Here is a 25,515-nt window from a genome sequence, read left to right as displayed (position 1 = left end):
CTGCTGCCATGGTCGCGGAATGGCATATGCACCTCCCTCCCGTTACTCGCCGGCCGAATTGATCGAACAATTGCGCGAAGCCGCCGAGGAGATCGCGCCCGAACTTCCTGGCATCCGGGCGGAGGAGACGCTGGAGGGCGAGGCGGCCCAGACCATCGAGGAGATGGCCGAAGCCCTGATGCGGATCGCGAACGGCGCGCCGCGCCCCCAGGACCTCGCCCGCGCCGCCCTGGAGGCCAAGGCTCCCCTGAAGCCGATCGGCCGCCCCAAGAGCACCGTCGTCAAGATGCAGAAGCCGACGCGCCGCTGATACCAAGCCTCACTGATCCTGACCTATAGGTCAGGATCAGTGAGATCCGGCAGACGACCGCTGCCGCGCCGTCGCGCGGGCAGACCTCGATGAGTCAAGCTCATCGAGGTCTGGTATGGGACGAGCCAAATCCCCGCGCGGCGAGGCCTCACCTCAAGCCGCAGCGCTCGCGCCCGCGAAGCCCTCCACCTGCAAGATCTCGGCGGCGATGCCGGTGGACGCCAGGTTCTTGCCCTTCGCCTCGATCTCGAAATCGGCCCAGGCGAGGTGCCGGGCCACGAGGGCGTTGAGCGCCCGGTTGCCCATCAGGTGCGAATGGGCCGCGATGTCGCGCCAATTGTGCCCGGCTCCCACCAGGGCGGCGTAATCGGGCAGCGTGTCCGGGTCGTGCCCCTCCAGCAAAGCCTCGCGCGAGAGGCTGATATGGGCGATCGGGCGCACGCCGCGCCAGGAGGCGCGGATGCGGGCGATCCGCTCGTCATCGGGCTCGATATAGACGCCGCCGCTCTGGACCCAGTGGTGGTGCAGGTCGAGCACCACCGGCACGCGGTCGGCCAGGTCCAGCACGGTGTCGAGGCCGAAGGCGTTCTCGTCGTTCTCCACCGTCAGCAGGTCGCGCGCGGTCTGCGAGAGCTTGGGCAGGCTGGCGCGAAACCCGTCGATGCCGGGGTCGCGGGCGCCCACATGAATGTTGATATGGGCGCCATGCGGGTGCCAGCCGGCGCCATACCCCATCATCGCCATCAGCTCGGCATGGTATTCGAGTTCGGAGATGCCGTTGCGCTCGGCATTGGGGTTGCGCGAGGCGATGACGCAGAACGGCCCGGGATGGAAGCTGAGGCGCACGCCGCCCTCCCGCGCCCGCTCGCCGACCCGCGCGAGACCGGCCTCCACGAGGGCGACCATCTCGGGCTCGGCATAGATCGCCCGCGCGACCTCGTGGGTGTAGCCGGGCAGGACGTTGCTCGCCATGCGCAGCAGGCGCTCCAGGGGCGGCCGCGCCGCCACCCAGGCGATCTGCCGCTCCAGCGCCGCGAGGTTGTGCCGGGCGAGGCTCTCGAGCTTGGCCCGCCGCGCCGACGGCGCGAGCTTGTCGAGATGACTCATGGTGGTGTGCGACAGGTTCATGTGAAGCGTCGCCTCGCGGGCGGCCTTCAGCGTCTTGAAGCTGGCAGGATCGTCGTCGAGCACGAAATTGCAGCAGAAACCGAGGCGGGGCGTGTCCATCATCATGGGGGGATAACGGCGAGGCCCGGCTTTGGTGTCGCCGGTCCCGGCGGATTCGGGACGCCCCGTGGTCCCTCGCGGCGAGGGTCAATCCAGGCAATGGGTAAAGTACAGCTGCCTGATCCGCTCCAGGGCCTGGAACCCCTCGGCGCGCGGGTTGAGGAGTTCCGGCCCCTCCGGGACGCGGCCGAAGAACGCGCTCGACGGATCGGCCACGAAGCCGCGCTCGCCGATATAGAGCCCGTCCCGGTTCTTCACGTTGACCGAGCCGCAGATCCACCCGCCCTCCGCCTTGCGCAACGCCGTCACCTTCGGGTCGAGCGCGCCGAAACGCTCCCCCACCATGCCGAGAATCGTCGCCGCCACGGCCTTGCCGATGACGACGTCGGACCCGTCCTCGACCCGCTGCGCCAATGCGGGGCCGGACAGGGCTGCCAGCAAGACGAACGCCCCCGCGACGAGACTCTTTGAGCGGCCGGTCATCGGCCGTGGCCGAACCATGACGCGACGGCCCTTACTGCGCCGGACCCGTTCCGCTGCCAGCGGTCGCCGGTTTGGCATCGGCGATCAAAATGTCGAGGGATTGGCGCACGATCTCCAGGGCGCTCACGCCCTTGGTCGCGGCCTCCGCCTCGACCTTCGCCCGGTCGGCGGACGGCATCCCATCGAAAATCGCCTGCGCGACCCCGACCGATGCATGCTTGTGATGTTCGCCCACGATCAAACCCGCCGGATGATGGTGAGGCCAAAGCTCTCATTGGATACTAATAAGTATTTCATGAGAACACCCGGAGCCTGCACTCGGAAAAGATAGGCTCTCTTCTTCCTTACATTGCAGCCGAGATCAACTCGTTTCAGGGTGGAGGTTGGGGGGAGCTGTTTGCCCGTCAGCAGGATGACGGAGGAACCTGTGGGTGGGCGTGACCGTGTGCGTGTTCTCCGCCCCTCGGGGCTGCGTTCGACCCGGAGCGGCAGCATTCCGTAGACCGTAGGACGGGTTCAGGCGTTCGTGAGCGTCCAGGGACGCATCGCCTCGGGGCCGATGATGTCGGGTGGCGGCTTGAAATCACGGGCCGCGCCCCGCATCGCCTCGGGACGCCGTGGGAAGCCGCTCCGGCGGCGGTAATCGCGTCGGACCTTGTCGGACGGGGCAAGGAGTGCTTCCGAAAGGCTCCGCGCACAGATCACATCGACGGCTGTGACGCCGACGAGTGCCACAAGGGCGATCAACACGTTGTCCTTGCGCGAATTCTGCGGATCGAGCCCAGGCAGAACCGTAGCGATATCGAGGGCGTCTCCTGCGACGCGGGCCGACACCCAAGGGGTCGGATCATGCGAGCCCAGGATCCCGGCGCCCTGCACGAGTTCACGCACACCGTAGGCTCGGATGACCGGAGCGACGCGCGGCATCCCGAGCCAGCGAGCCAGGGCGTCGGCACACACCACTTCGGTCAGCCCAAGGCCGACCGAGAACCAACCCAACCCGCGGGTGAGTTCCCTGGTCCCGGGATCGGGTCTTCGACGCGACTCCGAGACGAGATAACTCGGCAGAGTCGAGCGCTCGGAAGCGCGGTTCTGGTCGCGGTGAGACATGCGGACGTCCTCCCTGCCGCAGTGGGGCCAAGCCAGCCCGTCCCGCCGAGACGGGCCGGGGACACAATCAGGGTCTGAGCACCACCTTGATGCAGTTGTCCTTCTTGTCACGGAAGGTCTTGTACATCTCCGGCCCTTGTTCGAGCTTGGCCCGGTGCGTGATGACGAAGGAGGGATCGATCTGCCCGTCGTCGATGCGCTTGACGAGGTCGTCCGTCCACCGGTTCACGTGGGTCTGGCCGGTGCGGATGGTCAGACCCTTGTTCATCAGGGCTCCCATCGGCATCTTGTCGACGAGCCCGCCATAGACGCCCGGAATCGAGAGGATTCCGGCGGGCCGACAGACGTAGATCATCTCGCGCAGCACTGCGGCGCGGTCGCTCTCCAGCATCACCGCCTGCTTCAGCCGGTCGTAGGCGTGTTCGAGGGCGCGGGGGGAATGCGCTTCCATGCCGACGGCATCGATGCACTTCTCCGGGCCCTTGCCGCTCGTCAGCTCGTTCAATCGTTCGACCGCGCTGTCCTGGCTATTGTCGATGGTGATCGCACCGCCGGCGCGCGCCATCTCGAGGCGCTCGGGTACGCTGTCGATACAGACTACCTGTCTGGCCCCGAGCAGAAGGGCGGAGCGCAGCGCCATCTGACCGACGGGGCCGGCACCCCAGATTGCAACCGTATCGGTCGGCTGGATATCGGCCTGCACCGCCGCTTGCCAGCCGGTGGGGAAGATATCACCGAGAAACAGCACCTGCTCGTCGCTGAGATTCTCGGGCACCTTGATGTGCGTCTTATCGGCGAACGGCACGCGGACGTATTCGGCTTGGCCGCCCTGGTAACCACCGGTGAGATGGGTGTACCCGAACAAGCCCGCGGTGGTGTGCCCGAAAACCTTGTCGGCGATGTCCTTGTTGCGATTCGTGCGCTCGCAGACGGAGAAGTAACCGCGCTTGCACTGGTCGCACTCGCCGCAGATGATCGTGAAGGGCACGACGATGCGCTCACCTTTTCTGAGCGCACCGTTGACGCCTTTGCCTGTCTCGACGACCTCGCCCATGAACTCGTGGCCCATGACGTCGCCCTTCTCCATGCCGGGCATGAAATGGTCGTAGAGGTGCAGGTCCGAACCGCAGATCGCGCAAGCGGTTACCTTGATGATCGCATCTCGATCATCTTCGATCTTGGGATCCGGAACCGTATCGCAGCGGATATCCTGAGTCCCGTGCCAAACCAGTGCTCTCATGGAACGTCTCCCTAAAGCGCAGGAAGGATTTCAAGCCCGTGGAACGATGTGCCTAACTAATAGATATCCGATCCAAAATCGATTTGTGGCGCAACAACATATGATGCAGCCAGAATGACATTCCATTTCGTATATTATGTTGGTTTTCACCGATGTTAATCACGCAGGCTGGACAATGAATAGCCTCTCCATGACTGGATTGACCTTGGAATGCGGCGGGCCACGTCCAGCGAAGATGAAATGATCCGGATTGTCTCGAGGACACGGACGGCACATTGACTGTCCGGCGGCCCTTATTGGGTTTCGTTCCTCGCATGTGCTCCCGGTGGATAGCGCGATACGATCCACGGCGGCGCGGGCAACGATCAGGTCGCGGGAGGCTCGGGGGCCGACACGATGTCGGACACGTCCGGCGTGAACCTCATCCTCGGTGAAGCCGGAACCGATCTGATCATCTTCGCCGATACAGCGAGCGGCGAGGCGGATGGAGGAGCGGACGACGACGCATTGTTGGACACGTCATCCACACGGTTGCCGACGTCTCGATCGCGATCAGGGGCCTTCGGGGGCTTCACCCCCGCAGGGCCGCGAGGCTCCGGCGCTGGCGGCCCGCGTCGTCGAAATTCTCCGGCGCGAGCCAGGCGGCGAAGGCCTCCCGCAGGCGGGGCCAGTCCGCATCGGTCACCGCGAACCAGGCCGTGTCGCGGGAGCGGCCCTTGGTGACGATGGCGTTGCGGAAGATGCCCTCGAAGGTGAAGCCGTAGCGCAGGGCCGCCGCGCGGGAGGGCGCGTTGAGGCTGTCGCATTTCCACTCGTAGCGGCGATATCCGAGGTCGAAGGCGCGGGCCATCATCAGGGCCATCGCCTCGGTGGCGGCCGGGTTCCGGGCGAGGCCGGGGCCGAACTGGAGATGGCCGACCTCGATACAGCCATGGGCCGGCTCGATCCTGAGATAGGCCGCGAGGCCCAGCGCGCGGCCGGTGGCGGCGTCGAGGATCGCGTGATGCATCGGGTCGCGGCTGCGGGCGATCTCGACCAGTCGAGCGCGATACTCCGCCTCGTCCGCCGGGGGCTCTCCGGGCAGGTAGGTCCAGCGCGCCGGGTCGTACGCCAGGGCGGTGAAGAGGTCGCCCGCATGGCGCTCGGCGTCGAGAGGCTCGATCCGGCAGAACTGGCCCTGCAACGCCTCGCGCGGCGGGGGCGGCGGCGGGCTCCATTCCGGGAGGGCGGGGCCGATCGGCTGGCCGTAACGGTTCACGTGCTCGCTCATGCCCGCTGTCCCATTCTGTCGACGAGATCCGCCATCGCGTCGTCGCCGCCCGCATCGCGGCGCAAGCCCGCCGCGACGCCGGCGCGGTCCGCCTCCGGACGGTTCTGGCTGACCTTCCATTTGCCGGTGAGCCGCGCAATCGGAATCTCGATGCCGACGATCCCCCTGATCTGCGCCGCCGTGAAGGCCGGCGGCGCGTCCGCCACCGACCAGGGCGCGTCCCGCCCCGCCTCCCGCATCCGCGTCAGGTCGTCGATCTGCCGGCGCAGCCAGGCCTCGTCCTCGATGACGCGCGGGCGGCCCCGTGCCTGCACGGTGGCGTAGTTCCAGGTCGGCACGACCTTACCGGTCTCGCGCTTCGTCGCGTACCAGGAGGGCGTGACGTAGCGGTCGGGGCCCTGGAACACGACGAGGCATTCGGCGAGCCCGTCGAGGTCGCGCCAGTGCGGGTTGGCGCGGGCGAGATGGGCCCGGAGCGTGCCCGCCTCCCCCGCCTCGCGGTCGAGCAGGAACGGAACCGGGTTGGCCATCAGCCCGCCGGCGCCCGCGCTCAAGAGGAGGCCGAGCGGACAGGCGCGGATGAGGGCGGCCTGGGCTTCGAGATCGTCGCACCGGAAATGGGGCGGCTCGTACATGATGATCCTCGGCGGGGCGTGGTGTTCGCCGCCTCTGTTGACGCGAAGCGGATCATGCGGAAGATCCAGTTTCCGCATCCCGACTGGACCAGTTCGACGACGACCCGGCGCCGCCCTCCCCTTCCTCTCCAACTCGCCCTCGACCCGCCGCCGGCCGGCGGGCCCCGGCGAGTGGAGACGAGCCTGCACGGGCGCGTGCGGGAGGCCGTGCGCGACGCGATCCTGTCGGGCCGCCTGCCGCCCGGAGAGCGCCTGCCCTCCTCCCGCAGCCTCGCGGAGGATCTCGGCTGCGCACGCGGCACGATCCTCCTCGCCATCGAGCAGCTCGTGGCCGAAGGCTACCTCACTACGCGTGCGGGCTCCGGCACCCGCGTCGCCGAGACCCTGCCCGACGATCTCCTCGCCCCACGCAATCCGGATTCCCCCGCCCGCCCCTCGCCCGCGACGGCGGTGCTCTCGCGCCGCGGGGCCGCCATGGCCTCGGCACGGGGCGACGCCCCTCCGATCCCCGACGCCTTCGCCCTCGGCCGTCCCGCCCTCGATGCGTTTCCACGTGAAACCTGGGCGCGCCTGCTCCAGGCCGAATGGCGGGCCGGCCCTCCCGCGCTGCTCCACCCCTTGGGCGAGCCGCGCCTTCGCCGAGCCCTGGCCGCCTATCTGTCGGCCGGGCGCGGGGTCGCCTGTCACCAGGAGGCGGTGATCGTCACGAGCAGCATCCGCCAGAGCCTCCGCCTCCTGGCCGAACTTCTGCTCGAGCCCGGCGAGGCGGCCTATCTGGAGGAGCCGGGCTTTCCCGGCCTCGCCCATGCCCTGCGGGCGGCGGGCCTGCGCACGGTCCCGGTGCCCTGCGACGCGGCGGGATTCTCGATCGCGCGGGCGCGGTCCATCGATCCCGGAGCGCGGCTGGCGGTGGTGACGCCGGCCCAGGGCCACCCCCTCGGCGCCACGATGAGCCTGGAGAACCGCCTCGCCCTCCTCGCCTGGGCGGAGGCGCAGGGTGGCTGGATCGTCGAGGACGATTACGACGGCGAGTACCGCTATGCCGGGCGGCCGCTGGCGCCGCTCCACGCCCTCGACCGGGCCGGACGCGTTCTCTACGTCGGCAGCGTCTCGAAGGTGCTCATGCCGGCCCTGCAGATGAGCTACCTCGTCCTGCCGGAAACCCTGGTGGAGCCAGTCCGGCGCGCCCTCACGGGCAGCGGCGGCTTCGCCTCGATCCTCGGACAGGGCGCGCTGGCCCGCTTCATCGACGAGGGCCATTTCGGCGCGCATCTGCGCCGGACGCGGCGTCTCTACGGGCAGCGACAGGCCGCCCTCGTCGCGGCAGCCCGCGATCTCCTCGGCGGGCTGCTGGAGGTGCCGCCCCGCGACGGCGGCATGCATCTGGTGGCCCGGCCCCCGGCCGGGGCGGCCTTCGACGATCTCGCGGCGGTGGAAGCCTGCGCGCGTGCCGGCATCGCCACGACAGCGCTCTCGCCGCATTTCGCCGATCCGGCGCGCGCCGAGCAGGGGCTGCTTCTCGGCTATGCCTGCGTGCCGGAGCGTGCCGTCCCCCTGGCCGTGAAACGGATGGCCGAGGCGCTGAAGCCGAGAGGAGGCAAGGCCTGACGGCGGTGTGCCGGCCTTGTCCCGAGACGGTCGACAGCCGGCGCGGATGCCGTCCGCCAAACATTCCGTTCAAGCAAGCAACTAGCAGAATGGACAGCGGACAATTCATGCAACTCAAGGCATGCACGCGCTGCTCTCGAAATCATCGACAGAACTCATTCATCGCATTCATAACATTTTTAAAGCATTCATTATGTGTTTTCGCCGAAAAGATCGAAGCATCTTGGCCGATCAGGGTGCCGGCATGTCTTCCAAGTGGTTCAATACGCTCCGCGCCCGCATCGTTGCGGTCGCCCTGGCACCGTGTCTCGCTTTCGGAGCCGTGACGGCGATCGCGGTCTCTGATCGGGCGACGCAGCGCAACGAGATGATCCGCGTCGAGGCGCTGGCCGGCCTCGCCACGCGGATCAGCGCCTTCCTGCACGAGGTCCAGCGCGAGCGCGGCGCGTCGAGCCTGTTCATCGGCTCGACGGGGAGCCAGTTCGCGCCCGAACTCGCGGCCCAGCGCGGCCGGACCGATGCCGGCATCCGCGACGTGAGAGCGGCCTTGGACGACCCGGCCTTCGGACGCCGCCGGCAGGCGCTCGAACAGGATCTGGCTCGGCTGGCGGACCAGCGCCGTCGCATCGACGCGCTGGAACTGGCCGGGCCGCAAGCCGCCGCCTTCTATACCGGACTGGTCTCGGAAGGCCTCGCCATCGTCCGCGAGATGGCGGGTCTCGTCGGCAATGCCGCCATCGCGGGGCGGGCCTCGGCCTATTCGGCCTTCCTCACCCTGAAGGAGCAGGCGGGCCAGGAGCGCGCGGCGGGGGCCGCCGCCTTTTCGGCGGGTCGCCTCGACCAACCGGCCCTCGTCCGGCTCGCCGGCCTGGGCGGCGGACAGAGCTCCGCCGAGGCACGGTTCCGCGCCGGAGCGGAGGCTGACCAGGCGGCTCTGCTCGACGCGGTGGAAGCCTCCGAGGCCTCCCGTGAGACGGCGCGCCTGCGCAACCTCGCGCTGGACACGGCTTTGGGCGAAAGGTGTCCTTCCGCGACGCGCCGCTCTGGTTCCAGCTCGCGTCGAAGCGGATCGACGGCCTGAAGGGGGTCGAGGACCGCCTGAGCGCCGATCTGGTCGCCGCCGCCGCTGCGAACCGGACGGGGGCGGAGAGCGCGCTGCTGGCCTGGCTGGTCGCCGGCCTTGCCACGTTCCTGCTCTCGGTGAGCCTCGCCTTCGGGCTGGGCGGAGCCATCGCCCGCCCGTTGACCCGGATGGCCTCGGTGCTCGATGCGATCGGCCGGGGGGACGAGGATGTCGCCGTGCCCCAGGGCGGCCCGCGCGAGGTCAGGGCCCTGTCGAAGGCGGCGGAAGCCTTCCGCGACAGCGTCGTCGAGCGCCGGCTGCATCGCGCCGAGCAGGAGCGTCTGGCGGCCTCGGTGGCGGCCCGGCAGCGGCAGGCCATGCTCAGTCTCGCCGACGAACTCGAAGCGGCGGTGGGCGGCATCGTCGTCACGGTCTCGTCCTCGGCGACCGAGCTTCAGGCCACCGCCCGCAGCATGAGCGCCACGGCGACGCAGACGGCGGCCCAATCCACCAGCGTCGCCGCGGCGGCCGAGGAGGCGGCGGCCAATGTCGGCACCGTGGCGGCGGCGGCCGAGGAACTCGGCGCCTCGGTGAGCGAGATCAGCCGGCAGGTCGACGGCTCGGCCGAGCTCGCCCGCCGGGCGGTCAGCGAAGCGAACCGGACGGCCGACCTCGTCCAGGCGCTCGACGGCTCGGTCTCCCGCATCGGCGACGTGGTCGTCCTGATCTCGCAGATCGCCGGCCAGACCAATCTTCTGGCCCTCAACGCCACGATCGAGGCGGCGCGGGCCGGCGAGGCCGGTCGCGGCTTCGCGGTGGTCGCCGCGGAGGTCAAGGAACTCGCCAACCAGACCGCACGGGCCACGGACGAGATCGGCGCGGCGGCGAGCCAGGTGCTTTCGGCCGCCGCCGAACTGTCCCGCCAGGCGGACCGCCTCGGCACCGACGTCGCCCGCTTCCTCGCGACCGTGCGGGCCGCCTGAGGGGGCGGGCCGGTCTTCCTGGGGCGCATCGCGGCATCGTCGTTGGGGCGGGCGCGAAAAGCGGGTATCCTGTGCCGACACTCGGATGGACAGCATCAGGACGCGCGATGGACAAGGACCCGACACATTCCAGCACGGCCGCCCATGCGGTGTTCGACGTCGCCGCCGCCGTGGCAACCCTGCCGGAGGCCTGTTCCACCATGGTGGCCGACCATCGGTTCGTCGACGTTCCAGCGGCGAGCGCGCGGGTGTTCCGGGTCTATTCACCGACGCCGCCGCACAGCCACGCCTCCTGCGACGAGTATCTCTACGTGCTCTCCGGCCGCTGCATGATGAAGTTCGCCGACGAACCCGCCGTCGAGGTGGGGCCGGGCAAGCTGGTGATGTTCCAGCGCGGCGTGGTGCATTCGGTGCCGGAGATCCTGGAGGAGCCGATGGTGTTCCTCTCCGTCGACACCCCCCGTCGCGAACCGCGCGACATCCGCTTCGTCTCGGACGGCACCGGCACACCCGACAGCTTCATGCGCCAATCGCAGCAGGCCCAGCAGCAATAGGGAACGCGCCCCCCCTCTCCCCGCCGGGCGGGGAGAGGACGTCGTCCTCCCCTTGCCGGGAGGCGACGTGAGCCCGTCAGGGCGAGGGTGAGGGGGTATCTCCGGATGCGGCTCCACCGGACGCGCCCCCTCACCCTCGGCTGCCGCCTCGCCGCGCTCCCCAACGAGGGGGAGACGCGGCCCTCTCCCCGCGTACGGGGAGAGGGAATGCGCGCCGGCCTTCGAGTCCAACAGTCTGAGGGCACGTCCCTACTCAAAAGAGGCGGGGTTCCCCCTCTCCCCGCGGGCGGGGAGAGGACGTCGTCCTCCCCTCGTCGGGAGGCGACGTGAGCCTGGCAGGGCGAGGGTGAGGGGGTATCTCCGGATGCGGCTCCTTCGGACGCGCCCCCTCACCCTCGGCTGCCGCCTTGCCGCGCCGACGACGGGGTCGTCGCGGCCCTCTCCCCGCGTGCGGGGAGAGGGGAATGCGTGCCGGCCTTCAGGGTCAGCCGCCGCCAGCCGATGACGAGCCCTGTGATCACCAAGGCTCCGGCGAGCAGGTTCAGCAGCCATTGTGCCGCGTCCCTCGCCGGCGGGTGGCCGACGAGGACCGGCAGGTCGAGGCGGTGGAGCGCTGTGAACAGCCAGCGGTTGACGCGGCCGGAGCGGTCGAGCCGGTTGAGGATCTCGCCGCTCCGCGGGTCGACATGCAGCCAGGTGGCGGACGGGTCGGCAAAGCGCAGGCGCAGGATGGGGAGCGTCCCGCTCGTGAGCGGCGACCAGTAGAGGTCGTGGGATTCCAGGCGCTCGACGCCCTCCAGTTGCGCACCCGCCATGGCGAGACGGGCCGCCGCCGCGATCCGGGCGGTCGAGGGTGCGTCTCCGATCGCCCGTTTGCCGGTGCGGTCGAGCCCCATCGCGACCCAGTGTCCGCCGATCCGCGCGAGATGCAGGCCGAGGGGCGCATGGGCGGCCATCGCCCGCAGTCTCTCTGTCTCGATGCCGACAGGGTTGTCCGCCCCGGCATAGGCCTCGCGCAGGTCGGCGGTCGGCGCGAGGGAGGTGAACCAGCGGTTCGGGTTCATCGAGAGCCAGCCGCTGAGGATGAAGGTGGTGAGCCCGATCCCGCCGATAAGCCCGGCGAAATGGTGCCAGCGTGCCATCCCGCGATAGGGCGTGACGCGCCCTCGCGCGTAGCGCCGCCTCAGGCGCAGGCGCCAGATCCCCAGGACGAGGCCGGTGAGCGCCGTGAAGGCGGCGATGCCGGAGAGCCACAGCACCACGTCGCGCCACAACTCCGCGCGGGCACGCAACGGCGTGAGATAGACCCAGTGGGTGACGGCGCCGACCCAGTTCCAGCCGCGCTCGAACCGCGTCGTGTCGAGCACGATCTCCCCCGTCCCTTGCGAGACGTAGAGCTCCGTGCCGGCCGCGTCGTTCAATGCGACCTTGTGGAAGGGCCGCAGGGGATCGTAGCGGGCCGTCACCGTCCATTGGTCGCGCGCGACCTCCTCCACGGACGCGCCGGGCCCGGCCCCGGCGAGGCGCCGGGCCGCCTCGGCATCGACCGGCCCGGCCGGCGTGCCGGTCCGCGCCGAGAGGGTGATGCGGCGGCCGTCGCCGGACGATATCCGGTAGACCGGCTCGTCGCCGCGCATTTCCAGATCGAGGCTGCGGGGCATGCCGTGCAGCCCGGCGGCGGCCAGGGCGCCGTCCGGCGAGACCGCGACTGCCTCCCACGCCATCGGGCGAAGACGCGCGAGGCGCTCCGTCTCCGTCAAGCTCGGGAACGGCACATAGAGCATCACCAGCCCGGAGCCGATCCAGAGGGCGAAGAGCAGCCCGGTGCCGATGCCGAGCCAGCGATGGCCGAGGACCAGCCACCGCTTGCCCTGCTTGAACAGGCTCACCACGCGAAGCTGTAGGCGACCTCGAACGAGCGCGGTCGCCCGAGGATCCAGTTGGTACCGATCCCGTCCACGGCGTTGCCGCTGATCGCGTAGGTTGTGTCGAACAGGTTGTAGACGCGAAGGCTCAGGCGCGAGGCCGGGGTGACCTGATGGTCGAGGCCGAGATGGGCCAGGGTGTAGTCGGGCCGCGGCGCGGTGTTGGAGAAGTCGCTGAAGACCCGGCCGACATTCTGCAGCCCGATCCGCGCCTCCCAGTCGTGGGCGAAGGCCCAATTGAGCCAGACATTGGCGACGCGCTCCGGCACGTCGATGGGCTGGTTGCCCGCATAGGACACCGCTCCCTCCCGGAACTCGTCATATTGCGCATGCAGGAGGGCGAGGTTGGCGTCGATGCGCCAGCCATCGGGCAGGCGCAGGGCGAGCGCCCCCTCCACCCCGTGCGAGGATTGCCGGCCGACCTGGGTCGAGACATTGGGCTGGCCCGGCACCGCCGAGATCAGGTTGTCCTTGACGATGCGGTAGCCCGCCACCGTCCATTCGAGGGCGCCGTTCAGCGCGAGGCCCTTGGCCCCGACCTCGATCTGCTCGCCGGTGGAGAGATCGAAATTGGCGTTCGTTTGCGACAGGCTGATGAGGCTCCCCACCGGATCGGTGGCGGTGGCGTATTGCACGTAGAGGGCCGAATCCGGCGTCGGGTTGTAGACGAGGCCGAACCGGTAGCTCAGGGCCTCGAACGAGCGCGCGAAGGTGTCGCCGGTCTGCAGGTTGCGGCGGTGCAGGGTCGGCGCATCGAAACGCATTCCGGTGAGGAAGGAGAGTTGGTCGCTGAGGATCAGCCGGTTCTCGGCGAAGACAGAGGCCTGGTTGGTGCTGGTGGCATAGGCCGGGCTGGCGCGGCCATTGGCCGGGAACAGGCCCGGATCGTAGGTGAACGGATCGACGCTGGTGACGAGGCCGCCGCCTGCGCTGGAGAAGTTGCTGGTGTGGCGGAAATCCACGTGGTTGACGTCGAACCCGATGGCGAACTCGTTGCGGAAGCCGAACAGGTTGCCCTTGAAGGCGGCGTCGAAGCGGTTCCCGACCTGCTCCTGGCTGTGGTAGATTTCAAGGTAGTCGGACCTGTCGATCCGTCCCGTACCGCTATTGAACCGGTACTGCTCGACATCGAGCCAGTGGCGACGGCTCTGCAGCCGGTAGGCGGTGTTGCGGATGGTGATGTCGGCGCTCGGCGTCCACTCGGTCTTGAGCTGGGTCCAGTTGTCGGCCCAGACGATCTTCGCGCCGTCGACATTGTAGTTGTTGTTGCGCAGGGACTGGACGATCCGGCCATCGACCAGCGGCGTGCCCCAGTAGCGCGCGGGCTCCTGGTAGCCGAGATCATGGCTGAGCGTCACCGCGAGATCGGGGTTGAGCTGGAACAGCAGCGCGCCCGAGACCGCGAGGTTGCGGAAATCCCCATTCGGGCTGGTCCAGCCGCCGTCGCGGTTGCCGCTGACATTGAGGCGGTAGGCCACCGCATCGCCGATGGGACCGCCGAGATCGACGGCAAGGCGCGCGAGCCCGTCCGACCCGGTAGCGGCGCGGGCGGCATGGATCGGCGTGAAGCTCGGTTTCTTCGAGACCACGTTGACCACGCCGCCGATGGCGCCGTCGCCATAGAGGACGGAGGCCGGGCCGCGCAGCACCTCGATCCGCTCCACGTTCCAGGTGTCGAACGGGAAGGTCACCGTGCCGGCGCCCACGAACAGCCGCGTGCCGTCATAGAGCTGCTGGATCGAGTTCGGGCCGGCGAAGCCCCGGCTGGAGAAGGCGCCGTTGCCGTTGCCCGGCGACGCGATGGTGGTGATGCCGGTGGCGTTCTGCGTCACCGCCTCGACCACCGTGTTCTGGCCGCGGATTCGGGCGGTCTCGCCGCTGATGACATCGATACTGGCGGGGGTCTCCAGCGGCGTCAGGCCGAGGCGACTGGCGCTGCGAGAGGGGGTCGAGAGGTTGAGCCCGACCGGGTTGGCGCGAGTCAGGCCGACCCCGCTCCCCTCCACGGTGAGCTGGTCGAGGGTGACGGCATTCTGGCCGATGGAATCCTGGGCGCGGACCTCGCCCGCGAGCAGGGTCGAGCCGAGGAGCGATGCGAGCAGGGCGGTGGCGCGGGCCGGGGAGATCCGCCCGGGGGCGCGGTGGGTGACCTGTGTGGGCATGTTCGTTTTGGCAAACCGGAGTGATCGCTGGCCGAATGCCGCGCCCCCTCTGCTAGATCGTATGTTATAACGTTACAATACGTCGAACCGGGCAAAATGCCTGCGCGGAGGACCAAACGGTCTCGCCGAGGGCAAGATGTAGAGCGAGTCTGCAATGGAAGGAACAGGGACGATCGGGCATCGCGGGCGAACGGCAGGCGCGGCTCAGCGCAGTGGCACGTCACCGCGAACGAAGCCGATCCCCACGCGAGCGCGGGCCCCGACACCCCACCAGGACACCCCGCCCGATGCGTTTCGCGTGTGACCACGACTGACGGCAGGTCTCCTGGCTCGCGGGTCGACGCCCTCTCATCGTCTTCCCAGGCCCGAAGACCCAGTGACGTGTTGATGATGGGCTCGCCGCTTACAGTTGCGGGGGCAGCCGCGGCATCGGACAAAACGTCCTCACCGCGTTCCCTTTTGATCCCCCGAAGGGGAACCGTCATCGTCAGGCTAGTCGAGGACGAGAGACCGCGTCAACGACGTGACGGCAACAGCCCAAAAGAAAAGCCCCGGACCGTTCGATCCGGGGCCGATCTCATCGGATGCGTATCGCCTACCAGCGGTAGGTGACGGAGCCCGTCACGCGGCGGCCTTCGCCATAATTGCAGCCGACGAAATTGACCTGTTGCGAGCAGGTGCCGACATAGACGCGGTCCGTGATGTTGTTGGCCGCCACCTGGAAGCGCCAGTTCTCGTATGTGTAACGGAGCGATGCGTCGAAGAGGACGTAGTCCGGCACGCGGATGTTGTTCTGGGGATCGCCGAACGATTCCCCGATGTAGCGGACACCGCCGCCGATCCCGAGTCCGCGGAACATGCCGGTCTGGATCGTGTAATCCAGCCAGGTCGCAGCAGTGAAGTTCGGCACCTGGATCGGCCGCTTCCCAACCGCGCTGGGATTGCCGTCCGGCGCATTGTCCTTCGTCACTTCGGCCTGCAGGACCGTGAATGACGAGATGAGCTTCAGGCCGTCGAGGAGGTCCACGGTGGCCTCGCTCTCGAAGCCTTTCACCTCGACTTCGCCGTTCTGATAGAAGGCCTGCTGCAACGGATCGCTGGGGTTAAAGAACAAGGCGTTGGTCTTCTTCGTATTGAACACGGAGAAAAGAACCGAGGTGGCTTGGCCCGGCGGCTGGAACTTCACGCCGGCCTCGATGGTCTCGCCGATCTCGGGCTTGGCCGGGGTGATGTTGTAGGTGAGCGGCACCGCACCGATGCCGGGCACGACCGCGATCGTGCTGTTCTGGAGGAAGACCGGCAACACATTGAACGAGCGCGCGGCCGAGACATAGGGCGTCAGGCCGTTGTCGAAGAGATACGAGAGCCCGACCCGGCCGCTATAGGATTGCGCGTCCTGGTTCGCGCCGAAGCTCGTGGGAATGCCGTTCGGGAACGGGACGGCGTTGAGCATTTGGCGCACGGTATCGATGACCGGGTTCTGAGCATCGGTCTTCGTCGTCACCCAATCGTAGCGGGCGTTCATGCTGAGCAGCCAGCGATCGTAGAACTTGACCTGATCCTGAGCGTAGACGCCGACTTGCTCCTGCTGCAACCGTGACAGGAGGGAGCGCGGAAGTTGCGCGACGGGCTGGCCGTAGACCGGATTGAGGATGTTGAGCGGGCCGACGAACGGGCCGATCCCGAGCAGGCCGAAGCTCGTACCGCCGTACTGGTCGCTCTTGTTGTTGATCTTGCTGTAATCGACCCCAAGCAGCGCGGTGTTCTTGATGTTGCCGAACTGCGCATCGTGCTGGATCTGGGTATCGACGGTGAAGACGCCGTAATCCTCAAGCCAGGTCTGAGCCTCGCGGGTGACGGTGTTGGGCATCGCCGGATTGGTGACGCCCGTGGAGTAGATCGCGTTGTAGTCGGTCGAGGCATGGGCGTAGCGCAGGTTCTGGCGCACGGTCCAATGGTCGTCGAACCGGTGTGAGAACTGGTAGCCGCCCTCGAAATGCTCGGCGAGGAAGCGCGAGAAGCCCGGCTCCCCGAGGAAGCGGCTGCGCATTTCCGACTTATTGGGATTACTGCCCCGGGTGTATTCGCGCGGGATGGCACGGAACGTGTCGCCGGTGCGGTCTCTCTGATAATTGCCGAGCACCGTCAGGCTGGTATCCGCCGAAGGCGCGAAGGTCACCGCGGGCGCGATGTAGATTCGGTCCAGCGGCGTGTAATCCACTTGCGTGCCGCCTTCGCGCAGCAGGCCGGTGATCCGGTAGAGGATCGTCTTCTCAGGGTTGAGCGGGCCGCTCAGGTCGAAGCCGAACTGCTTGCGGTTGAAGCTGCCATAGGAACTAAAGATTTCCCGCAGCGGCTCGACCGTCGGCTTCTTGGTGATGAAGTTGACGAGGCCCCCCGGATCGTTGAGCCCAAAAAGGCCCGAGGTCGGGCCGCGCAGCACGTCGATGCGCTCCACGCCGTAGGGCTCGATCGGGAAGCCGGAAAAGCTCGTCTGTGGCAGACGCATCCCGTCCTTGTAGATGCCGCGCTGTGTCTGGTCGAAGCCACGGATGATCAGCTGGTCGAAGCGGCCATCCTGCCCCTGGGGCGACGCGAGGATGCCGGCGCTGTAGGCGAGCGCATCGGCCAGGTTCTCTGCGCCGCGATCCTCGAGCTGCTTCTGCGTGACCACGGACACCGACTGGGGAATCTCCCGCAGGGTCGCGTTGGTCTTCGTTCCCGACATGCTCCTGGGCACGACGTAGGAATTGGCGGCCGTCACGCCACCGCCATTGCCGCCTCCCGAACCATTTCCGGAGCCCTGCACCGACAAGGTATCGAGCTGCACCGCCGCCGTGCCGCCCGAAGCGGCCTGGGCGGAGGCCTGCCCGCTCCACAGGGCGGGAACCATGGCGAGCAGCGCCACGGTCGAGACGCCGGCGAGGCAGCGCATGCCACTCACGGCTTTGTGAGAGAACGTGCCAGAAGAGAGCAACATGCCATCAGACATAGGGAAGACCTTGATCGTCGGAAATACGGCGCAGACCTGATTGGTAAAGAACGAGATTTCCTTGTCGATGCATCGCGTAGAACGATTCAAAAACAAGATCGGGTCTCGACAAGACGAATCCACACGGCGTCTTTGTCAGCAAGTCAAAGTTGAGATTTAATGACAAAAGTTGCGGCGGCGTTGCCTAAGAAACACAACCCTTCTTTGGAACAATTCAATTCAAGCGCCGCAAAAAACTTGTCGAAAGACGATCAACGGCGGGCCAGCAGCCACATCAGGAACGGCCCGCCGACGAGGGTCGCCACCAATCCGGCGGGAAGCTGGTAGGGGAAGAACGCCATCCGTCCGACGAAATCCGCCGCGACCATGATCAGCGCCCCTGCGATGGCCGCACCGGCGAGTTGCGGCGCGGCCCGGGTCAGGCCCGCCAAGCGCGCCACCTGCGGCCCGACGAGGCCGACGAAGCTCAACGGCCCCGCCACCAGGGTCGCCGCGGTGGTGAGGATCGCCGCCAAGGCCAGGATGACGAGACGGCTGCGGCGCAGGCCGAGCCCCAGCGAGCGGCCCGTCGGAGCGCCGAGGGGAAGCAGCTCGAGCCAGCGGGTCAGGGCGGGAAGGCAGGCGACTCCGAGGACGAGGATGGCGATGGCAGCGACGGCATCCTCCGGCGCCACCCGCGCCGTGGACCCCGCCGTCCACCCGAGCAGCATCACCACGGAGGGATCGCCGCTGATCATCAGGATGGTGAGGAGCGCGCCGAACCCGGTGGTGAGGCCGATGCCAGCCAGCAGCATCTGCTCGGGCACGGTGTCGGCACGGCGGCCGAGGCTCGCGATGGCCAGGAGGGTCGCGAGGGCCCCGAGGCTGCCGGCGCCGAGCAACGCCATCCGGTCCGGCGTTCCGAGGACGATGGTGACGGCAACGAGGCCGAGGGCGGCCCCGGAACTGATCCCGAGCACTTCGGGGCTCGCCAGGGAATTGCCGGTGAGCCGCTGCAGCAGGGTGCCGGCTATGGCCAGCATTGCGCCGGCCGCGAGCGAGGCGGCGATACGGGGCAGGCGCCAGGGAAGCAGTTCTTCGAGGCCAGCCCCGAGGCTCCAGTGCCAGCCGGCCGGGTCGCGGCCGAGGGTCAGCGCGACGAAGACGAGGAGGGCCAGCGACACCGCACCGGCCAGGATCAGGCGCCAGGGTCGTGCGAGCCGGGCCGAGGCGCCGCCCTCCGGGCGATGCAGCGCGCCGACGCCACGCAGGCGCGGCAGCAGCCAGAGCAGCATTGGCACGCCGACGAGGGAGGCCAGCGCCCCCGTCGGCACCTGTGCGATGGGGGCGAGCGCCAGGACCACGGAATCGGTGAGCCAGATCAGGGCCGCCCCGAGCAGGGGCGCGGCGATGAGACGGGCGCGCAGCGTGCGCGTGCCGGTGAGCCGGACGAGGATCGGCGCGGCGAACCCCACGAAACCGATGACGCCCACCCCCGCCACCACGAAGCCGCCGAGCGCCACCGCGACGGCCACGGCGAGGAACCGGACCCGGCCGAGGGAGAGCCCGAGGCTCTTCGCGTTCGCCTCGTCGAGGTCGAGCAATGCGAGCGGCCTCGCCATCAGCGCCACCAGGAGGGCGGCGACGGCGAGGCGGGGCGCGAGATAGGCCGGCGCGCTCCAATCGTTCATGGCGAGCGAGCCTGCCCCCCAGACGAACAGGCCGAACAGCCGCTCCTGGTGCAGGATCACGAGGAGGGTCTGGATCGCCCCGCAATAGAGCTCGACCACGAGCCCGGCCAGCAGCAGCCCCAGGGGCGCGAAGCCCTTGGCACGCCCCAACGCGAAGACCGCCAGCACCGCCAGGGCGGAGCCGGTGAGCGCCACGGCCTCCCGGCCCTGCGAGAAGAGGCCGGGCGCGAACAGCGAGGCCAGGGCCAAGGCGAGCTGCGCCCCGGCCGAGATGCCCAGCGTCGAGGGCGAAGCGAGGGGATTGCGCAGCACCTGCTGCAGCACCAGCCCCGACAAAGCGAGGGCGCCGCCGGCGAGCCATGCGGTGACGATCCGCGGCAGCACGCTCTCATGCAGGATGACCTGCGCGATGTCGGTCCAGTCGGGACTCCACAAGGCTTTCAGCGCGAGGCCGAGCGGCATGTCGGCCGTGAGCGTGCGCAGGGTGAGGAGCCCGGCCACGAGGGCCACCGCGCCGATGAGAAGCCATGTTCCGCCGATCCGCGAGCGGCGCGGCGCGGGGGCGGCCAGGCCTAGTTCAGCCAAGTTTGGTTCACCCAAGTCCGATTCACCCAAGCCCGATCCGGCCAGTTTCGCATCAGCCACGGGGGCAATCCCGCTTGGAGAGATCGGTCATCAGTTCGGCGAAGCGCGCGATGGCCGGCAGCCCACCGTAGAACCAGACCGGCGGCACGACGTCGACATGGTGCTCGCGCACCGCCGGCAGCGTCTGCCAGAGCCGGCTTCCGGCCAGCGCCTTGGCCGCATCCGACCGGATCGGCCCGACATGGACCATGCGGGCATCGGCCGGACCGGTAGCGAGCTGCTCGATCCCCACCGCCGTGAAGCCGGATGCGTTGCTGGCGCCGGTCCACGCATTCTCGATGCGGAGGCGGTCGAGCACGGTCTGGAACAGGCTGGTGCGGCCGTAGACCACGATGTTGCGGTGATCGACGATCCAGACGAGGAAGGTCGGGTGCCTCTCGGCTGGGCAGGCGCTCGCCCCCGCCGCGGCGAGAATCGCCTCGGTGCGTGCTTCCAGGGCCTTGGCTTCATCGACGCGGCCGAGACGCAGGGCGATGCGCATGGTCTCCGCCTTCGCCCGCTCGTAGGGATCGCCCCCGGCATTGGCGATGGAGACCGCCTCCGTCGGGGCGATGCGCGACAGGAAGCTCCCTTGCGTCGCCACCTGGATCGGGTTGGCGAGGATGAGGTCCGGTTTCAGGCCCGCCAGTAGTTCGAGGTTGGGCTCCACCACGAGGCCGAGATCGACCACGCCTTCGGGGAGCGCCGGCTCCACCACGGTGCGGTTGTAGTTCTCGGGCTGAGTCACCGCGATCGGCACGATGCCGAGGCCGAGGAGGAGTTCCACGGCGCTCCAGTCCAGGGCCGCAACGCGCGGCTGCGCGGGCATCTTTTTCTCCGCGCGCGCGGGCAGACAGGCCAGCACGAAGAAGCAGGCCGCCAAGCCGACAACGGCCCTTCTAGCGCGCATCGACGGCAGCCAGGGCGAGATCGCCGGCCTTCCTTTTCGCCTCCGGAGCGAGGCTCGCATCCCGCAGGGCGGGCGTGAGTGCCGCAATGGCGGCGGTGGCGGCGAGGCAGAGGCCGCCACCCGCCGCCATGGCGATCCGCGCCGAGGCGAGATAGGCCGTGGTGCCCGCCTGCATCCCCCCCAGAGCCGGCCCGATCGTCTCCTCCAGCACCCACAGGCTCGACACCCGGCCCAGCATCGCGTCCGGCGTCGCGCGCTGGATCAGGGCCGCGCGCAGGATGCCGGCGAGGCTCGCGGCGGCGCCGAGAGTGGCGAGACAGAACAGGGCGGGAGCCATGCCCTCACTGAAGCCCAGCGCGATGCAGGCGCAGGCCCAGACAGCGACGCAGGCCACGAGCCAACGCCCGGCGAACGGGCTCGCGCCGGCTCGTCCCGATGCCAGGGCGCCGAGGAGTGCGCCGGCCGAGGGGGCGGCATAGAGCAGGCCGATGCTGTCGGGCCCTCCGCCGAGCCCATGCGTCGCTAGTTCGGGCAGCAGCACGTAGGGCACGGCGAAGACCAGGGCGACGAGATCGACGAGGAGCAGGCTCAGCACCAGGGGCGAGCGGGCGATGTAGCGCAGGCCCCCCATGAAGCCGGCTTCGTCGGCGGCGAGCGCGGGGAGGGGCGCCTCGGCGGACGGGCCGGCCAGCGGCGGCAGCGGAGGCAGGAACCCGAGCACGATCGGCGTGATGCCGGAGATGAGCGCGACAACGCCGTAGCACGCGACGAGCCCCGCGCCGGCGGTGATCGCCCCGGCCAGGAACGGTCCGGCGATGGCGCCCGCCTGCGCCGCCACGGCGGTGAGCGCGGCGGCCCCCGACAGGTGCTCGCGCCCGACGAGCGCCGGGGTCGCGGCCATGATCGCCGGCATGCCGAAGCCGAAGGTCGAGCCGCCGACCACGGCCGCCGCGTAGATCGGCCAGACCATCGGCGCCGCGAGGGCCGCGTTGGCCATGAGGATCAGGATGGTGAGGAGATGCGCCGTGCGCGACCAGACCATGACCGCGCGGCGGTCGTAGCTGTCGGCGAGCCAGCCGCCGACGATGAGCGCCAGCGCCATCGATCCCGCGACGGCCGCGTTGAGGAACGCCACCTGCAGCGACGAAGCGGTCAGCGCGTACATCTGCAGGCTCACGGCGACGCCCAGCACCCCGAAGGCGAGGAACGAGGCAGCCCGCGCCGCATAGAGCAGCTGGAACCCGCGGCTCGCCCGCAGGGGAGACAGGTCGAGCATCATGGAATCATGCCGCCTCGGATGACGCTCTTTGACATCACGCTTCAATCCTCGTCCTTGGCGTCTTCGTCGGCGCCGCGCCGCCAATAGGCCACGGCGAGATGCTGGTCACGGGTGAGGCCACAGGTCTTGCGCCAATGCGCCCGCAGGGCCTTGAACGCATCGAATTCCGAGCCGGCCCAGGCGAAGACCGTGCGATCCTGCGGGAACGGGATCGCCCGGACCGCATCCGCCAGGAGCGTGGTCGTGCCGGGCGGTGCACCGTTGCGGTGGAGCCAGCGCAGCTCCACCCCCTCGGGCCGGTCGAGCGCCTGCTCGTCGGCCGGCCCATCGACCTCGATCACCGCGACCCCGCCGACATGGCCCGGCAACCGCCCGAGGATGCGACCGATGGCCGGCAGGCCGGTCTCGTCGGCGGCGAGACAATACCACTCCGCCGCGCCGACGCTGCGGCCCCCGGGGCCGAGCAGCCCGACCACGTCCCCGACCTTGGCGCGCTTCGCGAAGGACGCGCCGGGACCGGCGTCGTGATGCATGACGAAGTCGATGTCGATCTCGCCCGCAGCCGCGTCGATACGGCGGATCGTGTAGGTCCGCATGGAGGGCGCGCTCTCCCCCTGCGGCCAGACCGGGATGCCGTCGATTCCCGGCACGGGCCATTGCGGCGCGTGGCCGGCGGGCGGGATGATGACATGCACATGCATGTCGAACGCGTCGTAGCGGGCCAGGTCCGCGCCGATGAAGGTGACCCTGCGCATATGCGGCGTGAGATCGACGACGCGCCGGACCGTCACCTCGCGCAGGCTCGGAATGGTCTCGTCGGCGCAGCCGTCGCCGGTCCAGACGATGGAGGCGTCCGTCGCGCCGGGAAGCTCCTGCAGATGCGAGGCGAGCATGAACTTGACGACGGCGAGGGAGGTCTCGTCGGCGGCCTCCGCCTTGAGGGCGAGCAGGCCTTCGGCGGCGACGAGGGTTCCGGTCCCGACATCGAAATCGACCCGGCCGCGTCCCGGCTCGTGAAGCACGGGGATGTCGTGTTCGAGGAAATGCTCGCACAGGTCCGCGATGTAGCGCCCGGCATCGGCGAGGCGGACCTGGGCTTCGGAAGCCATGGCTATCACGAGATGTTCTCCACGAGAGCGGGGCGAGATGAGGCCGAGCCTCGATTTGATCGATGACCGTAAAGAGCTGAGCAACGCAAGGCAGCGCTTGAATATTCCGACACCTTCATCGGTTCAAACCACCATGTATAGTATGGATCTCGACCCGGATCATGAGCATGATACTCGGACCTGTATTGGATTCACGCCACGCCCACAACCCAGGGGTGAGTCTGGGGCGATCGGGCTCTCCGCATCTCAGGTGTCGGTGTGGCTTCAAGGCAGGGGATGGTGCCAGCCTGACGGAGCGCCGTTCGAACTGGGCAGGTAGAGATCCAGTCGACCTGCCATGTCGAGGTAAATCTTTCCAGTCGCATCTATATCCGGCACGGATTTTCATCATTCCATTTGCAAGATAGATTCGTTCTCTACTGAGATATGGACAAACCGAAATGAAACCCCATATCCTTGGGCGTTCGCAGCCTGACCCGATCAATACTCTTGCTGCATAAAGCCTTATTTTTATGAGACTCTTCTTGGAGAATGCATGACGGGAATCGCCTTTCGCGAGATACTCGACGCCCATTGCCTGATGCAGTCGGGCTGTTACGTCTCGGATGTCGAAACCGCGCCCGATGGCGGACGCTACCTCTGGTCCGCCACCATTCCGGAACCGGGCTTCAATGTCGGCGTCGAGACCACCGACCTGTCCTGGGTCCGGGCGGCTTCCGCGAAACACGAACGCCTGCCGGCCCTTCTCGTCACCGAGGACCGGGACCGCGAGAGGCTCGGAACCCGTCCCGACCTGCAGGCGGCCTTCCCGACGCGCTGGATGGTCCGCGACTGCAGGCAGGCGCAGACGCCGGTCATGCCGGGCGGGCTGACCCTCGCGGCGGAGGCGAAGGCCGTGCCCGGCGAGGCGTATCTGTCGGTCTGTCGCGGCCTCTACGACGACGAGGGCGTGAACGCGATCGCCGAGGCGGTGTTCCTGCCGGTGCTGCGGGAGGCCCGGCCGGTCGAGGGGGTGGAGGCGCATCATCTCACGGTGAGCGAGGACGGCGTCCCGGTCGCCTGCGCCTCGCTCTACCGCTCGGGAGGCCTCGCGGGCCTCTACAATGTCGGCAGTCTCGCGAGCCGCCGCGGGCGCGGTCTCGGCGCCCTGGTCACGCGGGCGGCGATCGAGACGGCCAGACAGGAGGGCGCCGAGACGGTGATGCTGCAATGTGTGGCCGGCGGCCATGTGGAGCGGCTCTATGCCGGCCTCGGCTTCACCGTGGCGGCGAGCCCGACGCTGATGGTGTTCTCGCATGGCGACGCGTCCGCGGAATGACGCGATAGCGGTCTCGCCCCTCACAGCGAGGCCGCGAAACTGTCGTGGAACATCGTGGAATCCACGATCTCCCGGTGGGTGACGTCGGGGATCACGGTCACCTGTTCCACCCGGTTGGAGTAGCGCCCCCAATCCACATGGTTGAGGCCACGCTCCACCGAGCGGCCGGCGAGCCAGACCCGGATCGGGCAATCGAATTTGTCCGCCTGGTAGCGGCGGTACAGCAGCGTGTTGTCGACGAAGGTCCAGAGTTCGTATTCCTTGCTGCCGACGCCCGGCCCGTCGAGGGGTAGCGGATCGGGGGCGGCCGCCACATAGGCGAGGAACTGCTCGTGGAGTTCCGGGTCCATGCGCCGGAACAGGTCCTCCCAATCGGCCCTCATCGGCGAGCGCTCCAGCCAGGACGCGACGTTCTCCTGAAGGTGGCGGCGATGCTCCGGCGTCAGCACCGGCAGGGCGCCGACGGCGAAGCTCACATCGATGTCGCAGACGTCGAGCATACCGACGAAGCCGAGGTCGACGCGCGAGCCCAGCATCCGCGCCGCCTCGTAGGCGAGGACGCCGCCCCAGGACCAGCCGAGCATGGTGCAGGGGCGTCCGGCGCTCTCCTTCTCGATGATTTCCGCGTAGCGCGCGGCGATGTCCTCCACCGAGACCACGCTCTTGCGCGCGTCGGTGAGGGAGTAGCAGACGAAGCCGGTGACCGGCTGGTCCGGCCCGAGGCGGCGGACCAGCGGCGCGTATTCGCGGGTGTTCACCATCAGGCCGGGGAAGCAGTAGAGCATCGGCCGGTCGCCGGTCGTCCGTAGGCGCACCACCTGCGCGGTGCCGACCGCATCGGCGGTGAGCGCGGCGGCCAGGGTCTCGACGCTCTGGTTGTTGAAGATGTCGGCGATGGTGGGGCTACGCTCCGGGAAGGCCGTGCCTAGGGCGGTGAGGACGCGCAGGGCGGTGAGCGAGTTCGCCCCCGCCTCGAAGAAGTTCCGGTCGGGGGGGATGGCGGGGAGGCCGAGCGCCTTGGCCCAGATGTCAGCCACCACGGT

General features: G+C 68.6%; 21 protein-coding genes, 1 pseudogene and 1 riboswitch. Of the genes and pseudogenes, 7 read left to right on the top strand and 15 right to left on the bottom strand.

The window, feature by feature from the left end; translation table 11 throughout:
- The first annotated feature begins 19 nt into the window (after positions 1-19).
- Positions 20-310, top strand: coding sequence for a hypothetical protein (locus tag AC0IXR_RS00110; protein ID WP_056428532.1), 291 nt, complete (start codon positions 20-22; stop codon positions 308-310).
- Between the two features lie 153 nt (positions 311-463).
- On the opposite strand, the gene AC0IXR_RS00105 is transcribed toward AC0IXR_RS00110, so the two are convergent.
- The 5 genes from AC0IXR_RS00105 to AC0IXR_RS00085 all read right to left on the bottom strand — a co-directional run bounded on the left by AC0IXR_RS00105 (position 464) and on the right by AC0IXR_RS00085 (position 4,370).
- Positions 464-1,543 carry a UV damage endonuclease UvsE gene (locus AC0IXR_RS00105; RefSeq protein WP_471759344.1) on the bottom strand — a complete coding sequence of 360 codons (1,080 nt, stop codon included), beginning with the start codon at positions 1,541-1,543 and terminating at the stop codon, positions 464-466.
- 81 nt (positions 1,544-1,624) lie between these two features.
- Entirely contained in the window at positions 1,625-2,020 is a 396-nt protein-coding gene (locus tag AC0IXR_RS00100) for a hypothetical protein (RefSeq protein WP_056454880.1), read from the bottom strand.
- A gap of 31 nt (positions 2,021-2,051) precedes the next feature.
- Positions 2,052-2,198 (bottom strand): hypothetical protein, encoded by a 147-nt coding sequence (locus AC0IXR_RS00095; protein ID WP_471759343.1) that lies wholly within the window; start codon positions 2,196-2,198, stop codon positions 2,052-2,054.
- A 338-nt stretch (positions 2,199-2,536) separates the two neighbouring features.
- Positions 2,537-3,130 (bottom strand): cyclase dehydrase, encoded by a 594-nt coding sequence (locus AC0IXR_RS00090; protein WP_471759342.1) that lies wholly within the window; start codon positions 3,128-3,130, stop codon positions 2,537-2,539.
- Positions 3,131-3,197: 67 nt separating this feature from the next.
- Entirely contained in the window at positions 3,198-4,370 is a 1,173-nt protein-coding gene (locus AC0IXR_RS00085; RefSeq protein WP_419953394.1) for a zinc-dependent alcohol dehydrogenase, read from the bottom strand.
- A gap of 339 nt (positions 4,371-4,709) precedes the next feature.
- On the opposite strand from AC0IXR_RS00085, the pseudogene AC0IXR_RS00080 reads away from it, so the two are divergent.
- Positions 4,710-4,814, top strand: a pseudogene (locus tag AC0IXR_RS00080) (hypothetical protein); the annotation flags it as partial.
- A gap of 127 nt (positions 4,815-4,941) precedes the next feature.
- On the opposite strand, the gene AC0IXR_RS00075 reads toward AC0IXR_RS00080, so the two are convergent.
- Entirely contained in the window at positions 4,942-5,640 is a 699-nt protein-coding gene (locus tag AC0IXR_RS00075; RefSeq protein WP_471759341.1) for a GNAT family N-acetyltransferase, read from the bottom strand.
- Complete coding sequence (locus AC0IXR_RS00070; RefSeq protein WP_471759340.1) at positions 5,637-6,275, bottom strand: FMN-binding negative transcriptional regulator; 639 nt, start codon at positions 6,273-6,275, stop codon at positions 5,637-5,639. Before AC0IXR_RS00070 ends, AC0IXR_RS00075 begins: the two co-directional genes overlap by 4 nt.
- A gap of 54 nt (positions 6,276-6,329) precedes the next feature.
- On the opposite strand from AC0IXR_RS00070, the gene pdxR reads away from it, so the two are divergent.
- From pdxR to AC0IXR_RS00050, 4 genes are all read left to right on the top strand, one after another.
- Entirely contained in the window at positions 6,330-7,883 is a 1,554-nt protein-coding gene (gene pdxR / locus AC0IXR_RS00065; protein WP_471759339.1) for a MocR-like pyridoxine biosynthesis transcription factor PdxR, read from the top strand.
- A 244-nt stretch (positions 7,884-8,127) separates the two neighbouring features.
- A complete protein-coding gene (locus tag AC0IXR_RS00060) occupies positions 8,128-8,964 on the top strand; it encodes a nitrate- and nitrite sensing domain-containing protein (RefSeq protein WP_471759338.1) in 837 nt (278 codons plus the stop codon).
- Positions 8,904-9,929, top strand: coding sequence for a methyl-accepting chemotaxis protein (locus AC0IXR_RS00055; RefSeq protein ID WP_471759337.1), 1,026 nt, complete (start codon positions 8,904-8,906; stop codon positions 9,927-9,929). Before AC0IXR_RS00060 ends, AC0IXR_RS00055 begins: the two co-directional genes overlap by 61 nt.
- Before the next feature lie 107 nt (positions 9,930-10,036).
- The gene (locus tag AC0IXR_RS00050) at positions 10,037-10,483 is read left to right on the top strand and encodes a cupin domain-containing protein (protein ID WP_056428555.1); all 447 of its coding nucleotides are present in this window, start codon (positions 10,037-10,039) and stop codon (positions 10,481-10,483) included.
- A gap of 389 nt (positions 10,484-10,872) precedes the next feature.
- Here the strand turns inward: AC0IXR_RS00050 and AC0IXR_RS00045 are convergent, their stop codons facing one another.
- From AC0IXR_RS00045 to AC0IXR_RS00015, 7 genes are all read right to left on the bottom strand, one after another.
- Positions 10,873-12,375, bottom strand: coding sequence for a PepSY domain-containing protein (locus AC0IXR_RS00045; RefSeq protein ID WP_471759336.1), 1,503 nt, complete (start codon positions 12,373-12,375; stop codon positions 10,873-10,875).
- A complete protein-coding gene (locus AC0IXR_RS00040; protein ID WP_471759335.1) occupies positions 12,369-14,570 on the bottom strand; it encodes a TonB-dependent receptor in 2,202 nt (733 codons plus the stop codon). Before AC0IXR_RS00040 ends, AC0IXR_RS00045 begins: the two co-directional genes overlap by 7 nt.
- Before the next feature lie 298 nt (positions 14,571-14,868).
- A riboswitch (cobalamin riboswitch) is annotated at positions 14,869-15,068 on the bottom strand.
- A gap of 97 nt (positions 15,069-15,165) precedes the next feature.
- On the bottom strand, positions 15,166-17,505 hold the full coding sequence (locus tag AC0IXR_RS00035) for a TonB-dependent siderophore receptor (protein ID WP_471759334.1): 2,340 nt from the start codon (positions 17,503-17,505) through the stop codon (positions 15,166-15,168).
- Positions 17,506-17,813: 308 nt separating this feature from the next.
- The gene (gene fhuB / locus AC0IXR_RS00030) at positions 17,814-19,817 is read right to left on the bottom strand and encodes a Fe(3+)-hydroxamate ABC transporter permease FhuB (RefSeq protein WP_471759333.1); all 2,004 of its coding nucleotides are present in this window, start codon (positions 19,815-19,817) and stop codon (positions 17,814-17,816) included.
- A 52-nt stretch (positions 19,818-19,869) separates the two neighbouring features.
- Positions 19,870-20,685 (bottom strand): ABC transporter substrate-binding protein, encoded by an 816-nt coding sequence (locus tag AC0IXR_RS00025; RefSeq protein ID WP_471759332.1) that lies wholly within the window; start codon positions 20,683-20,685, stop codon positions 19,870-19,872.
- A gap of 70 nt (positions 20,686-20,755) precedes the next feature.
- Positions 20,756-22,045, bottom strand: coding sequence for an MFS transporter (locus AC0IXR_RS00020; protein WP_471759331.1), 1,290 nt, complete (start codon positions 22,043-22,045; stop codon positions 20,756-20,758).
- 41 nt (positions 22,046-22,086) lie between these two features.
- Entirely contained in the window at positions 22,087-23,154 is a 1,068-nt protein-coding gene (locus AC0IXR_RS00015) for a DUF2218 domain-containing protein (protein ID WP_471759330.1), read from the bottom strand.
- Between the two features lie 535 nt (positions 23,155-23,689).
- Between AC0IXR_RS00015 and AC0IXR_RS00010 the strand changes: the two genes are divergently transcribed.
- Entirely contained in the window at positions 23,690-24,472 is a 783-nt protein-coding gene (locus tag AC0IXR_RS00010; protein ID WP_471759329.1) for a GNAT family N-acetyltransferase, read from the top strand.
- A 20-nt stretch (positions 24,473-24,492) separates the two neighbouring features.
- Here AC0IXR_RS00010 and AC0IXR_RS00005 read toward each other — a convergent pair.
- The coding region (locus tag AC0IXR_RS00005; protein ID WP_471759328.1) for a thioesterase domain-containing protein at positions 24,493-25,515 on the bottom strand (1,023 nt) is incomplete at its 5' end.

It is taken from the genome of Methylobacterium sp. AC832 (assembly GCF_979256025.1).
Note: the sequence above shows the minus strand (reverse complement) of the source record. Positions and strands in the feature narration are given on the sequence as shown.

Bases quoted from the DNA above. Each gene is read 5' to 3' on its own strand.
- AC0IXR_RS00110 (WP_056428532.1), top strand. From the start codon at position 20: ATGGCATATGCACCTCCCTCCCGTTACTCGCCGGCCGAATTGATCGAA.
- AC0IXR_RS00105 (WP_471759344.1), bottom strand. From the start codon at position 1,543: ATGATGATGGACACGCCCCGCCTCGGTTTCTGCTGCAATTTCGTGCTC.
- AC0IXR_RS00100 (WP_056454880.1), bottom strand. From the start codon at position 2,020: ATGACCGGCCGCTCAAAGAGTCTCGTCGCGGGGGCGTTCGTCTTGCTG.
- AC0IXR_RS00095 (WP_471759343.1), bottom strand. From the start codon at position 2,198: ATGCCGTCCGCCGACCGGGCGAAGGTCGAGGCGGAGGCCGCGACCAAG.
- AC0IXR_RS00090 (WP_471759342.1), bottom strand. From the start codon at position 3,130: ATGTCTCACCGCGACCAGAACCGCGCTTCCGAGCGCTCGACTCTGCCG.
- AC0IXR_RS00085 (WP_419953394.1), bottom strand. From the start codon at position 4,370: ATGAGAGCACTGGTTTGGCACGGGACTCAGGATATCCGCTGCGATACG.
- AC0IXR_RS00075 (WP_471759341.1), bottom strand. From the start codon at position 5,640: ATGAGCGAGCACGTGAACCGTTACGGCCAGCCGATCGGCCCCGCCCTC.
- AC0IXR_RS00070 (WP_471759340.1), bottom strand. From the start codon at position 6,275: ATGTACGAGCCGCCCCATTTCCGGTGCGACGATCTCGAAGCCCAGGCC.
- pdxR (WP_471759339.1), top strand. From the start codon at position 6,330: ATGCGGAAGATCCAGTTTCCGCATCCCGACTGGACCAGTTCGACGACG.
- AC0IXR_RS00060 (WP_471759338.1), top strand. From the start codon at position 8,128: ATGTCTTCCAAGTGGTTCAATACGCTCCGCGCCCGCATCGTTGCGGTC.
- AC0IXR_RS00050 (WP_056428555.1), top strand. From the start codon at position 10,037: ATGGACAAGGACCCGACACATTCCAGCACGGCCGCCCATGCGGTGTTC.
- AC0IXR_RS00040 (WP_471759335.1), bottom strand. From the start codon at position 14,570: ATGCCCACACAGGTCACCCACCGCGCCCCCGGGCGGATCTCCCCGGCC.
- AC0IXR_RS00035 (WP_471759334.1), bottom strand. From the start codon at position 17,505: ATGCGCTGCCTCGCCGGCGTCTCGACCGTGGCGCTGCTCGCCATGGTT.
- AC0IXR_RS00025 (WP_471759332.1), bottom strand. From the start codon at position 20,685: ATGCCCGCGCAGCCGCGCGTTGCGGCCCTGGACTGGAGCGCCGTGGAA.
- AC0IXR_RS00020 (WP_471759331.1), bottom strand. From the start codon at position 22,045: ATGATGCTCGACCTGTCTCCCCTGCGGGCGAGCCGCGGGTTCCAGCTG.
- AC0IXR_RS00015 (WP_471759330.1), bottom strand. From the start codon at position 23,154: ATGGCTTCCGAAGCCCAGGTCCGCCTCGCCGATGCCGGGCGCTACATC.
- AC0IXR_RS00010 (WP_471759329.1), top strand. From the start codon at position 23,690: ATGACGGGAATCGCCTTTCGCGAGATACTCGACGCCCATTGCCTGATG.